The sequence below is a fragment of the Streptomyces sp. BB1-1-1 genome (genome assembly GCF_031597775.1).
In the GTDB taxonomy this organism is placed as follows: Bacteria; Actinomycetota; Actinomycetes; order Streptomycetales; family Streptomycetaceae; genus Streptomyces; species Streptomyces thinghirensis.
The window spans coordinates 2,989,336-3,002,023 of record NZ_CP134203.1 but is presented as its reverse complement, the minus strand read 5'-3'; the positions used below and the strand labels follow the sequence as shown (position 1 = coordinate 3,002,023).

Sequence of the window (12,688 nt, the reverse complement as noted above, 5' to 3'; positions counted from 1 at the left end):
CCCAGACGGGAGATCGGGGGTGCGCGCGTGCGCATCGGACTGCTTACGGAGGGTGGCTATCCGTATGTGAGCGGTGAGGCGGGGCTCTGGTGCGATCGGCTCGTGCGCGGGCTCGAGCAGCACGAGTTCGACGTCTACGCGCTCAGCCGCAGCGAGCGCCAGGAGGTCGAGGGGTGGGTTCCGCTGCCGCCGCAGGTCAGCCGGGTCCGCACCGCGTCGCTGTGGGACTTCGAGGACGACGGAGTGGTCCACGGGCGGCGCGCGCGTCGGCGCTTCGCGGAGCATTACGGCGAACTCGCCGCGGTCCTGTGCACGACCGCCCCCGGCAACTCCTCCGCGTACTCGGAGAGGGCGTCGGGAGGGGCATCGGAGAGCGAGTCGGCCCTTGAGGCGGACCGTTTCGCCAACGCGCTGTACGGCCTCGCCGAACTCGCCCGCGACGAAGGCGGACTGCCCGCCGCCCTCCGCTCGGAGACCGCCGTACGCGCCCTGGAACGCGCCTGTCGCGCGCCCGGCGCCCACCGCTCCGCACGTGAGGCGCGCGTCCCCGATCTGCTCGCCGTCGCCGCGCGCCTCGAACACGCCCTGCGCCCCCTGTCGCTCGACTGGTACGAGGACGACGACCTCGGCGCGGTGGACCTGTGCCACGCGGCCTCCGGCGGCACGGCGGCGCTTCCGGGGCTGCTCGCCCGGCACTTCTGCGACGTGCCCCTGCTGGTGACCGAATACGGGGTGCGGCTGCGGACGCACTACCTCACCGAACCCGACGCCCCGCCCGCGATACGGTCCCTGCTGGCCGCCTTCCACGGTCGGCTGGCCGCCGAGACCTACCGGCGTGCGGCCGTGATCACGCCCGGCAACACGCACGCCCGCCGCTGGCAGGAGCGCTGCGGGGCCGACCGCGCCAAGCTCCGCACCGTCCACCCGGGTATGGACGCGACTCCCTTCGCCGAGACGGGGGAGTCGCCGGGGTACGCCGACCCGCACACCCTCGTCTGGGTGGGCCGCGTCGAGCCCGCCAAGGACCTGGTGTCGCTGCTGCACGCCTTCGCGGAGATCCGCAAGGCGGAGCCCCGGGCGCGGCTCCGGATCGTCGGCAACCCCACCGGCCCCGAGGGCGCGGCCTACCACGCCCACTGCAAGGGCCTGGCCGCGCAGCTCTTCCCCGACGAGGCCGACGGCCCGCACGCCGTCGGACGCAACCCGGTGTCCTTCGAGGAGACCGGTGGGCCGGAACTGCCGTCCCGCGCCGACGCGTACGGCGCGGGCGCCCTGGTGGTCCTCTCCAGCGTGGTCGAGGGGTTCCCGTCCGGGCTGGTCGAGGCCATGTTCTGTGGACGCGCGACGGTTTCCACGGACGTCGGCGCGGTCGTCGAGGCGATCGGCGGCACCGGACTCGTCGTGCCGCCGCGCAATCCACGGGCGCTCGCCGAGGCGTGCGTCGCCCTTTTGCGCGACCCCGAGCGCCGTGAGCGACTGGGCGCCGCCGCGCGCGCCCGCGCACTGGAACTGTTCACCGTCGAGCAGAACGTCGCGGCATTTCACGGCATTTACCTGGAGATCCTCTCCAGTACCCCGGTCCGCCGCGTCGTCCTCGACGACACCGGCGAACCTCTGCCGTTCGCCGTCCCCGCCGAGGCCCACGTCCCCGGCCGCTGGACCGACCCCACGGCCCGTGTCGTGGCCCGGGGCGGGCCCGGCTGGGCTACGGACGCCCCCGTCCGGGCCACCTCCCCGGCCTCCGCGACCGAGGGGGCCCGATGAGCGGCCTCGGCGAACTCGACCGCCCCGGCACCCCCGGCAGCCCGGGCGCCTGGGACTCCCGCTCGCGGGAGTCCCTGACCGATCCGGTCGCCCGAAGCGGAGGGGCTGCCGGGGAGCATGCGATCGCCGGGGGCAGTCCGGTCGCCCGGGGCGGAGAGGTTGCCGAGGGCGCCGAGGGTGGCGCGGTCGCCGGTGGCAGCCCGGTCGCCCGCGGCGGAGCGTCCGACGGTGGTGCTGCGGGCGCCCACGGCGGAGCCTCCGACGGTGGTGCTGCGGGCGCCCGCGGCGGACCGCCCGGCGGTGGCACTGCGGGCGCCCGAGGCGGAGCGGTCGGTGGCGGCGGAGCGGTAGCCGTCGGCAAGGAGGCGCCGTCCGCTGCGCGCCGTGCCGCCGCGGATCCGGTGAAGGCCCTGATGCACCGTCACCGCGACCTGTGCGAGCGTGCCGTGGACCCGCTGGAGATCGCGGCGGGCCTGGAGGCGCACGGCGTCACCGACCGGACCGCCGCACGCTTCCGCCACCGGGACGTCTTCTCCCTCGCGGAGGAGATGTACGCCCGCGTCCCGCGCGACGGCGACGCGTCCCCGCGCCCCACGAATCCGCCGGCTCCCCGGGCACGCACCGGCTGGATCGTCCTCGCGCTGCTGCCCGGCGCGCTGTGCGCCGCCACCGTGGCCGGCCTGCGTCTCACCGAAGGCCGACCGCGCCTGATCGCGGCCGTCGTCGGCGCCCTCGTGGTCACTCTCGCCCTGCGCGCGGCACTGGGCCGAGGGCCGCTGAGGGCGGCGACGCGTACCACCAGCACCTGGACCTGCTGGCTCGTCGGCTACGCCCTCCTCGGCGACGGACTGCTCCGCGCCGCTCTCGCCGGCGGCCCGGACGGCCTGCCCGACGGCACCGCCGCGGGCCCGTGGCCCGTCACCGTCGCCCCCGTCCTGGCTCTCGCGCTGGCCTGCGCGCCCGCGGCCGCGAGTGCCCACCTCTTCGCCGTGGGCGCCCGTCGCAAACTGGCAGCCAGCCGCGGCCTGGCCGACTTCTCCGCCTCCGTACGCCCCCTGCTGCTCGGCACGGTCGCCCTGTTCATGTGCGCCCTGACGGCCCTGGTCGCGCTGACCGGCGCGGTCCTCGCGGAGCCCGCCGCCCACCCCCAGGCACTCACTTTGGGCACCCTGCTCCTGCTCGCCCGCCTGCTCACCGTGCACGGCTGCACACACGCCCCCACGCGCGTCCTCACCGCCGCGGCCACCGCCGAGGCGGCGGCCCTGGCCACGCTCTTCGCCGGTCGCCTCCCCGGCTGCGGTTTCCTCGCCGCCCCCGTGGAGGCCCTGGTCGCCGCCTGCGGCCCGGCCGGCGTTCCGACGGCGGCCTGCGGCATCGGCGCGCTGACCCTCCTGGTGCACGCGACCCGCCGCCTGACCAGGGCCTCGGCCCACGCACCGATGGACCAGCCGCGGTGACCGCGCGCCCCCGGACAACCCCCCACACGTCCGCATCACCCTCCGAAGGAGCCCCCAGATGACCACCTCCCGACCCGACGCCTCGGCACCGGGAGCAGCCCGATGAGAGTCCTGCTGATCGGAGCCAACGGCTACATCGGCCGCTTCGTCGCCGACCGTCTGCTCGCCGACCCGGCCGTCCAGCTCACCGCCCTCGGCCGCGGCGACGACGCCGACGTCCGCTTCGACCTCGCCACCGGCAGCCCCGGCGCCCTCACCCGCTTCCTCGACGCGGTCCATCCCGGCGTCGTCGTCAACTGCGCCGGCGCCACCCGGGGCGGCGCCCGCGAACTCACCCGGCACAACACCGTCGCCGTCGCCACCGTCTGCGAGGCCCTGCGCCGCAGCGGCTGCGGCGCCCGCCTGGTGCAGGTCGGCTGCAGTGCGGAGTACGGCCCCAGCCAGCCCGGCTCCTCCACCGCGGAGGACGCCGTGCCCCGCCCCGGCGGCCCCTACGGCGTCAGCAAGCTCGCCGCGACCGAACTGGTCCTCGGCTCCGGCCTGGACGCCGTCGTCCTGCGTGTCTTCTCGCCCGCCGGTCCCGGCACCCCCGCCGGCTCCCCGCTGGGCCGCCTCGCCGAGGCCATGCGCCGCGCGATGCAGTCAGGCGACGGTGAACTCCGCCTCGGCGGCCTCGGCGCCCAGCGTGACTTCATCGACGTCCGCGACGTCGCCCGCGCCGTCCACGCCGCCTCGCTGTCCGCCGCCCAGGGCGTCATCAACATCGGTTCCGGCCGCGCCGTCCGCCTGCGCGACGCCGCCGCCACCCTCGCCCGCGTGGCCGGATACGGCGGTGCCCTGCACGAACTCGACGGACCGCCCGGCGCACTGCGGCCCACCATCGGCCACCCCCGCACCGAAACCATGGGCCACCGCGTCGACTCCCTGGGCCACCACCGCACCGACGCTCTCGGCCATCACCGCCCGGAGCCCCTCGGGATCCGCGGCGACCGCACCGACGCCGAGCACGCGGCCCCGGTCGCCTACCCCTACCCGGACGGCTGCGGCAGTTGGCAGCAGGCCGATGTGCGCACCGCACGCGACCGGCTCGGCTGGCGGCCCCGGATCGCCCTGGAAGAGTCCCTCGCGGACATCTGGATGGAGGCGGCATGCCGTATCTGACCAGCGCCAAAGCGGGCACCGCGAGCACCGACGTCCGCACCGGCCTCGGCGTCCCGGGTCTGGCCCACCCCCTCGTCGCGCCCGGCGAGTGGTCCGGCCTCACCTACCCGGGCACCCCCCTGCACTGGGTCGTCCTCAACGTCGCCGACGGCCCCGGCGCGCACCCCGACCCACGCTGCCTGGACGCCGTCGGACGCCTGCGCAACGCGGGCGTCCGCGTACTCGGCCACCTCGACGCCGCGTACGGGGCCCGGAGCTTCGGCGCGCTGATCTCCGACGCGCACCGACACCTCGACTGGTACCAGGTCGACGGCTTCCTCCTCGACCGCTGCCCGTCCGAACGGGCCGCGCTCCCCGAGGTCCGCCGCACCGTCACCACCCTCCGTGTGATCCGTGACGATGCCCACATCGTCCTCGGTCACGGCACCCACCCCTACCCCGGCTATGCCGAGAACGCTGACCAACTCGTCACCTTCTCGGGCGCCTGGAGCGACTACCGCTGGTCCCAGGCGGCCGAGTGGAGCGCCGACTATCCGCCCGAGCGCTTCTGCCACTTCGTGCACGGCGTCCCCCGCGGGCATCTGGAGGAGGCGCTGCGCATCGCCCGCTGGCAGGGTGCCGCGACGATCTACTTCACCGACCGCACGGACCGGGGCGGCCGGATCGACCCCTGGGAGACGATGCCCGGCTACTGGGACGAAATCGTCTCGCGAGTCGGGACGGGTGTCTCGGAATGAAAAAGGCCGTGGCAGTGTTACTGGGAGAACAACCGTAATTACTGACCGACCAACGGAGTCCCCGTGTCGCTGCCACCCCTGGTCGAGCCGGCCCCCGAGCTCACCGTAGACGAGGTCCGCAGGTACTCCCGCCACCTGATCATCCCCGACGTGGGGATGGACGGGCAGAAGCGGCTGAAGAACGCCAAGGTGCTCGCCGTGGGCGCGGGCGGCCTCGGCTCGCCGACCCTGATGTATCTGGCGGCGGCCGGTGTCGGCACGCTCGGCATCGTGGAGTTCGACGAGGTCGACGAGTCGAACCTGCAGCGTCAGGTCATCCACAGCCAGGCCGACATCGGCCGGTCCAAGGCCGAGTCCGCCCGCGACACCATCAAGGGCATCAACCCGTACGTGGACGTGGTCCTTCACCAGGAGCGGCTCGAGGCCGACAACGTGATGGACATCTTCAGCCAGTACGACCTGATCGTCGACGGTACGGACAACTTCGCGACCCGCTACCTGGTCAACGACGCCTGCGTGCTGCTGAACAAGCCCTACGTCTGGGGCTCGATCTACCGCTTCGACGGCCAGGCCTCCGTCTTCTGGTCCGAGCACGGCCCCTGCTACCGCTGCCTCTACCCGGAGCCCCCGCCCCCCGGCATGGTCCCCTCCTGCGCCGAGGGCGGCGTCCTGGGCGTGCTGTGCGCGTCCATCGGCTCCATCCAGACCAACGAGGCGATCAAGCTCCTCGCGGGCATCGGCGAGCCACTGGTCGGCCGCCTGATGATCTACGACGCCCTGGAGATGCAGTACCGCCAGGTCAAGGTCCGCAAGGACCCCGACTGCGCGGTCTGCGGTGAGAACCCGACCGTCACCGAGCTCATCGACTACGAGGCCTTCTGCGGCGTCGTGTCCGAGGAGGCCCAGGCGGCGGCCGCCGACTCCACGATCACTCCCAAGCAGCTCAAGGAGTGGATCGACGACGGCGAGAACATCGAGCTCATCGACGTCCGTGAGCCGAACGAGTTCGAGATCGTCTCCATCCCGGGCGCCCGGCTGATCCCGAAGAACGAGTTCCTCATGGGCTCGGCCCTGGAGAGCCTCCCGCAGGACAAGAAGATTGTCTTGAACTGCAAGACGGGTGTCCGTAGTGCGGAAGTTCTGGCGGTCCTCAAGTCCGCCGGCTTCTCGGACGCCGTACACGTGGGTGGCGGCGTGATCGGCTGGGTCAACCAGATCGAGCCGGCCAAGCCCGTCTACTGACCGGGCCCCGACCCCGTTCTCCGGACGGCGGGGGTTTCGCGCACCGTGGGTGCCCGAAGCCCCCGCCGCCGTCATGAGCAGACCTTGCCGTCCTTCGGTACCGTCCCCTTCAGCAGATAGCCGTCCACCACGGAGTCGACACAGTCGCTCCCACTCCCGTAGGCCCCGTGGCCCTCGCCCTTCCACGTGAGCACCACACCGACGTCCTCGCCCAGCTCGTCCGCCATCCTGCGGGCGCCCTCGTAGGGCGTCGCCGGGTCGCCGGTGTTGCCGACCACCAGGATCGGAGCCGCGCCGGGCGCGCTCACCTCCGGGGTCTCGTGCTGACCGGCCACCGGCCAGTCGTGGCACCACCCGGCCGTGTCCCAGCCGAGGAACGCCCCGAACACGGGCGAGACCTTCTCGAACCTCGGCAGCAGCTTCTTGGTCTCCTCGACGGTCGGCCGCTGCTTGTCGTCCAGGCACGATATGACTCGTTGGGAGTGGGTCGTCGTGCCGTAGCGCCCCGAGGGGTCCCGCTCGTTGTAGCCGTCGGCGAGCGCCAGCAGCTCGGAGCCGTCGCCCTCCTCGGCCGCCGCGAGCGCGCTGGTCAGGGCCGGCCAGCCGTCCTTGCTGTAGAGCGGCAGCACGATTCCGGTGAGGGCGAGTGTCTGCGTGAGCTTCCGCCCCTGCGACGACGTCGGCAGCGGTTCCGCGTCGAGACGTTCCAGCAGGTCGGCGATCTCCCGCGAACCTTGCTTCGGGTCCTGCCCGGTGGACTTCAGATAGTCGTCCAGCGCGCGCTGGAAGCCCCTGGCCTGGTTCTCGGCGTGGCCCATCGTGTCGGCACTCGGGTCCACGACCGCGTCGAGGATCACGCGCCCCACGCGCGCCGGGAACAGGTGGGCGTAGACGCCGCCGAGTTCGGTGCCGTACGAGATGCCGAAGTAGTGCATCTTCTCGTCGCCCAGCACGTGCCGCATCAGGTCCATGTCGCGGGCGGTGTCCGTGGTCGAGACGTGTGCCATCAGCTTGCCGGCGGCCTTCTGGCAGCCCGCGCCGAAGCCGGCGGCGTCCTTCAGGTACGCCTGTTCCTCGGCAGCGGTGTCCGGCGTGGAGTCCACCGACTCGGCGTCCTCGATCGCCTCGTCGGTGCGGCAGCGAATCCCCTCGCTGGCGGCCACCCCGCGCGGGTCCCAGCTCACCAGGTCGTACCGCTCGTGCAGGGAGGAGACGGAGTCGGCGTAGGACGGCATCATGGAGATGCCGGAGCCGCCGGGGCCGCCGAAGTTGAACAGCAGGGAGCCGATCCGCTCGTCGCCGGTGGCCTTGGCCCGGATCAGCGCGAGGTCGATCGTCTCGCCGTCCGGCTCGGCCCAGTCCAGCGGCGCCTCAAGCGTGGCGCACTGCCAGTCGCCGCCCGGCGCGGGGGAGTCGGCGGTGCCTTTGCAGCGGCCCCAGTCGAGCGTCTGGGAGGCCAGCGAATCGGGCACCCCGGACGGTGCGGCCGCGGACGGCCGTGCGCTGCTCGTCCCCTCTGTCCCCCCGTCATCCTGGTCGTCGCCGGACGAGCCGCCGCTGCAGCCCGCCGTCAGCAGTGCGGCGGCGGCCGTCAGAGCCGTCCACCGTACGAGACGCGCCATGTGCTCTCCCCCCTCGCAAGCCGTCCGCGCCGTGCAGCGGATGGCGGTCATGCCATGGTAGGCGGAGCACGCAGAGCCCGCTGGACCCTGTGGATAACGCTCTGACCTGCCACTTTGCTCATGCTTCCGCGTTCTTGCTTCTGCGTTTCTTGGGGATGTTGTCGGTGATCAGGAGCAGACGGTCCCGGCCGCCGGCACCTTCCCGTCCAGCAGATAGCCGTGCACCGCGTCCTGTACGCACTTGTTCTTGCTGTCGTAGGCACCGTGCCCCTGGCCCTTGTAGGTCAGTTCCACGCCCACGCCCTTCCCCAACTCGTCCACCATCCTCCCCGCGCCCTCGTAGGGCGTCGCCGGATCACCGGTGTTGCCGATCACCAGGATCGGCGGCGCTCCGGGCGCGCTCACGTCGGGGTGGTCGACGGCACCGGGCACCGGCCAGTCGGTGCAGCTGAGCATGGACCAGGCGAGATAGTCGCCGAACAGCGCGGAGGCCTTCCGGAACTCCGGAAGCTGGCGTTCCACATACGCGGGGTCGTACCTCGGCTTGTCGTCGGCGCAGTTGATGGCGACGTTGGCCGCGGTGATGTTGCTGTACTCGCCGTTCTCGTTTCGCCCGTTCAACGCGTCCGACAGCACCATGAGGACCCTGCCGTCACCGTCGTACGCCTGCTCCAGGCCGTCGGTCAGATACTCCCAGAAGTCCTTCGAGTACAGCGCCTGCGCGATCCCTCCGGTCGCGGCGGTCTGGGTGAGTTCACGAGGGAAGATGCCGGGGATCGGTTTGCGGTCGAGGTCCTTCAGCAGCCGGGCGATACGGTCCTTGACGTCCTGCGCGCTGGTGCCGACGGGGCAGTCCTCGACCTTCGACACGCAGTCCTCGGCGAAGTTGTCGAGTGCGAGCTGGAAGCCCTTCGCCTGCGCGAGCGAGCCCTGTTCCGGGGTCTGCGTCGGGTCGACGACCGCGTCGAAGACGGCGCGGCCCACCTTCTTGGGGAACAGGTGGGCGTAGACGCCGCCGAGTTCGGTGCCGTAGGAGATGCCGAAGTAGTGCAGCTTGTCGTCGCCGAGGACCTGGCGCATCAGGTCCATGTCGCGGGCCGCGTCGGTGGTGCGCACATGCGGCAGGATCTTCTTCGAGTTCGTCTCGCAGGCCGCGTTGAAGTCCTCGGTGTTGTCCAGCAGCTCGGTGCGCTCGGCCGCGTCGTCGGGGGTGGCGTCCTGCTGGAAGTAGGCGTCGAGCTGCTTGTCGTCCAGGCACTCCACCGGGGCGCTGCGGCCGACACCGCGCGGGTCGAAGCTGACCAGGTCGTAGCGGGTGCGCAGGGTGGCGTAGTCCTGGCCGAAGGCGGGCAGCGTGGTGACGCCCGATCCACCCGGGCCGCCGAAGTTGAAGACGAGTGAGCCGATCCGGCGGTCCGCCTCACCGCTGGCCTCCGCCCGGATCAGCGCGAGGTCGATCGTGTCGCCCTCGGGGTCGTCCCAGTCGAGTGGCGCCTTCATGGTGGCGCACTGCCACTCGGCGCCGTCCGGCAGCGGAGAGGGAGCGGCGCCACCGCCCTCGGCCTCGGAGGGGGCCGGGCAGTCCTTCCAGCCGAGCTTCTGGGCCGTCAGGTCCTCGTCGCTCCCGAAGTCGCTTCCGGAGTCGTCACTGCAGCCCGCCAGCAGAGCGGACATGGCTACGGCGGTGGCGGCGGTCAGGGCGGCGGCGCGCAGCCGGAAGCAGTTCGGCATGCGTCCATCGTGCGGGCGCGCGGGACCGTGCGCTCGGGGCAGGAGCCGTACGAGGTACGGGGCGGGCAGCCGGGACGTACGCGGGTGAGCCGATGGGTACGGATCACCTCGGCGTGCGAGGCCGTTCCGCGGCGTACGAGGCCGTTACAGCGCCTCTTTCCGGGTCAGGTGGTTGAAGACCAGCCAGCCCGGCAGCACCGGCAGCCACAGCGTGAGCAGCCGGTACAGCAGCACCGCGGGGGCGGCGACTTCCTTGGGCAGGCCGACGGCGATCAGACCGACCGTCAGCGTCGCCTCCACCGCGCCCACACCGCCCGGGGTGGGCGCCGCGGACCCCAGCGCGTTGCCCGCCAGGAAGACGACCGCGACGCTCGCCAGGCTGATCGACGTCGTCTCGTCGCCGAAGGCCCGGATCGAGGCGTCCAGGCACATCACGAAGCAGGCGGTGAGCAGCAGCATGCCGCCGATGCCGGTGACCAGCTTCTGCGGCCGCTGCAGGACATCCAGCATGCGCGGTACGACACCGGCGAAAAGCGACCGCACGCGCGTGACGACGAATTTGCGCAGGAACGGCACCGACGTCACCACGAGCACGAGCACCGCCACCGTCAGCAGACCCGCGATGACAGTCCTGGACGGCGACAGCGACGGCGTCTTCTCGGTGCCGGTCAGATAGCCGAAGGCCAGCAGCATCAGGATGTGACAGCCGAGCCCGAACAGCTGCGACGCGCCGACACTCGCCACCGCGAGCCCGGGCCGTACTCCGGCGCGCTGCAGGAAGCGGGTGTTCAGGGCGACGCCGCCGACCGCCGCGGGGGCGACGATCTTCACGAACGACCCGGCGACCTGCGCGGCCACGGTCCGCAGGAACGGGACTTTCTCGGGTACGAAGCCCAGCAGGGCCATCGCCGCCGCGATATAGCTCGCCGCCGAGAACAGCACCGCCGCGGCCACCCAGCCCCACTGGGCGTTCGAGATCAGCGGTCCGAACTCGATGTGGGTGAGCTGCGTCAGCAGGAAGTAGGCGCCGATCGCACCTGCCATGAAGCTGATCAGCGTGCGCGGTCGCACCCGCTCCAGGCGGGCCGGCTCGACGGGAGCCTGCGGTCGGATCCGCAGCACCGCGTGCCGGATCTGCGTGAGCAGGTCCTCCTCGCGCGCCTCTTCCAACGCCTCGTCGACGGCTCGCTTCTCCGCCCGCTGCTCGGCGCGCACGACCTTCTTGTCGGGCTTGTCGGGCTTGTCGGGCTTGTCGGGCTTGTCGGGCTTGTCGGGCTGCTCGGTCGCGGCGCTCGTGTCGTCGTCGGTGGCCGCCTCCGAGCGGGCGAGCTTGGCCTGCCGGGAAGACTCCAGGACCGCGTCCCGCTCGCGCTGGGCGCGTTCCCGGGCCAGTTTGCGCAGGGTCGCGCGCGTGGAGCGGCTGAGCGCGATGGGCTGGAGCATCGGCAGACAGTCCGCCACGGCGTCGGGGCCGAGTACGGCCACCGCCGAGGCGACCGCGCGTTCGGCACCCACCCGCAGGCCGAGCGTCACCAGGAGCTGGGAGATGTCCATGCGCAGCAGCAGGTCACCGGCGGCGATCTCGCCGATGCGCAGGTCGGTGAGGATCACCGTGCCGGAACGATCCACCAGGATCGCGTCGCCCACCAGCCGGCGGTGCGCGATGCGCCGGGACTGCAGGGCCCGCACCTGCTCCCAGGTGCCGTGCAGCAGGTCGTCGGTGATCTCCTCGTCCGACAGCGAGTCGAGAGTGCGCCCGCCGGTGTGCTCGTAGACGAGCATCACGGCGTCGGGCCCCAGCTCGGACGTCGCGATCAGCTTGGGGGCGTTGGCGCCGGCCCCGATCGCCGCGTAGGCGAGCAGTGCCTCCTGCTCCAGGGCCTGCCGCAGCGACGGGAGGCTGCTGCGGGTGGCGAAGCCGCGCAGCGTCAGATTGCGCCAAGCGCGGTAGAAGAAGCCCTGCGCCTGCTGCTCCCGGTCCACCACCGTGACGTCCAGCGGCCGACCGTCCTCCAGTGTGACGAAGTAGCGACGGCCGCGGTCACCGGTCTCCGCGGTGTCCGCGGGAACTTCCTCGCGGGCGGCGGTCACCGGGCGGAAGCCGACGTGACGCAGGCCCGCCATCAGCGTCCGCCCGGTGGGGCGCACGTTGGGGGAGCCGACCGCGTACAGCGTTCCGTAGGCCACGGTCCAGCCGATGAGGACCGTCAGAATGATCGAGAACGGTGTCGTGTAGCCGGTGACGAGCATCGAGAACGCGTCGAGGAGCAGCACGATCCACAGCACCGCGCGCCAGCGGGGTCTGCGGGACATGCCGACTGCCGTCATGTACGCGATGACCGGCGCCAGGTAGCCGTGCACGGGATCGGTGAGAGCGTGGACGTCGCCCGGCGAGGGCTGGGTGAGCGCCTCCTGGATGGACCCGGGGGCGGCCTTGGCGACCCACAGGTCGGTGGCGAGGGTCACCCCGTGCGCGAGGACCGCCGCCAGCACGCCGTCGGCGATCCGCAGCCCGTCCCGTTTGATCAGCCGCTCGATCGCGAACGCGACCGGCACCAGGAGGATCGCGATACTGGAGGCCAGGCCGGCGATCTTGATCAGCAGGTCCGGCGCCTGCCCGGTGCCCTTGTTGATGTCCTGTTCGAGGCCCGAGGTGGTGCCGTGCGCGAAGGCGGCGACGGCGAGCAGTACGACGACGGCGAGCACGCCCACCAGGAGCCGCATCAGGTCGGACGGACGGTGCACGCGCGCGGGGAGCAGCGGTTCGTCGCCCTCCACCTCGTCGATGTGCGCGACGTCGTCGGGGTCGGCGGCCGTCGCGGTCCTGCCCTCGGCCGCCCGCCGGCCGGTCTTCTCGCCACTTCCGTCCGCGGTGCCCGGGCGCGATGAAGAGCCAGAGGTGCCCTCGGCGTCCTCGGGGTGCACACCCTGCTGCTTCATCGCCTCTTCTTGCTCTCGTATCACTGGTCACCGC

The 12,688-nt window shown here is 72.3% G+C and carries 8 protein-coding genes; 5 read left to right on the top strand and 3 right to left on the bottom strand.

Annotated elements, in window-relative coordinates:
- Positions 1-27 precede the first annotated feature (27 nt).
- The 5 genes from RI578_RS13715 (at position 28) to moeZ (ending at position 6,361) form a co-directional block, all read left to right on the top strand.
- Positions 28-1,764 carry a DUF3492 domain-containing protein gene (locus tag RI578_RS13715; protein ID WP_310871350.1) on the top strand — a complete coding sequence of 579 codons (1,737 nt, stop codon included), beginning with the start codon at positions 28-30 and terminating at the stop codon, positions 1,762-1,764.
- Entirely contained in the window at positions 1,761-3,221 is a 1,461-nt protein-coding gene (locus RI578_RS13710; protein WP_310871349.1) for a hypothetical protein, read from the top strand. The genes RI578_RS13715 and RI578_RS13710 overlap by 4 nt, the downstream gene beginning before the upstream one ends.
- Before the next feature lie 102 nt (positions 3,222-3,323).
- Positions 3,324-4,382, top strand: coding sequence for an NAD-dependent epimerase/dehydratase family protein (locus tag RI578_RS13705; RefSeq protein WP_310871348.1), 1,059 nt, complete (start codon positions 3,324-3,326; stop codon positions 4,380-4,382).
- Positions 4,370-5,119 (top strand): spherulation-specific family 4 protein, encoded by a 750-nt coding sequence (locus tag RI578_RS13700; protein WP_310871347.1) that lies wholly within the window; start codon positions 4,370-4,372, stop codon positions 5,117-5,119. Before RI578_RS13705 ends, RI578_RS13700 begins: the two co-directional genes overlap by 13 nt.
- Before the next feature lie 63 nt (positions 5,120-5,182).
- Complete coding sequence (moeZ, locus tag RI578_RS13695) at positions 5,183-6,361, top strand: adenylyltransferase/sulfurtransferase MoeZ (RefSeq protein ID WP_055417970.1); 1,179 nt, start codon at positions 5,183-5,185, stop codon at positions 6,359-6,361.
- Positions 6,362-6,432: 71 nt separating this feature from the next.
- Here moeZ and RI578_RS13690 read toward each other — a convergent pair whose 3' ends face one another.
- The 3 genes from RI578_RS13690 to RI578_RS13680 form a co-directional block, all read right to left on the bottom strand.
- Positions 6,433-7,983, bottom strand: a complete 1,551-nt coding sequence (locus tag RI578_RS13690) for an alpha/beta hydrolase (RefSeq protein WP_310871346.1) — start codon at positions 7,981-7,983, stop codon at positions 6,433-6,435.
- A 168-nt stretch (positions 7,984-8,151) separates the two neighbouring features.
- A complete protein-coding gene (locus RI578_RS13685) occupies positions 8,152-9,714 on the bottom strand; it encodes an alpha/beta fold hydrolase (RefSeq protein ID WP_310871345.1) in 1,563 nt (520 codons plus the stop codon).
- Between the two features lie 144 nt (positions 9,715-9,858).
- Complete coding sequence (locus tag RI578_RS13680; protein ID WP_310871344.1) at positions 9,859-12,654, bottom strand: lysylphosphatidylglycerol synthase transmembrane domain-containing protein; 2,796 nt, start codon at positions 12,652-12,654, stop codon at positions 9,859-9,861.
- Between the last annotated feature and the right edge of the window lie 34 nt (positions 12,655-12,688).

Excerpts from the sequence above, each read along its gene's own strand:
- RI578_RS13700 (WP_310871347.1), top strand. The coding sequence starts at position 4,370 with ATGCCGTATCTGACCAGCGCCAAAGCGGGCACCGCGAGCACCGACGTC.
- RI578_RS13685 (WP_310871345.1), bottom strand. The coding sequence starts at position 9,714 with ATGCCGAACTGCTTCCGGCTGCGCGCCGCCGCCCTGACCGCCGCCACC.
- RI578_RS13680 (WP_310871344.1), bottom strand. The coding sequence starts at position 12,654 with ATGAAGCAGCAGGGTGTGCACCCCGAGGACGCCGAGGGCACCTCTGGC.
- RI578_RS13690 (WP_310871346.1), bottom strand. The coding sequence starts at position 7,983 with ATGGCGCGTCTCGTACGGTGGACGGCTCTGACGGCCGCCGCCGCACTG.
- RI578_RS13705 (WP_310871348.1), top strand. The coding sequence starts at position 3,324 with ATGAGAGTCCTGCTGATCGGAGCCAACGGCTACATCGGCCGCTTCGTC.
- RI578_RS13710 (WP_310871349.1), top strand. The coding sequence starts at position 1,761 with ATGAGCGGCCTCGGCGAACTCGACCGCCCCGGCACCCCCGGCAGCCCG.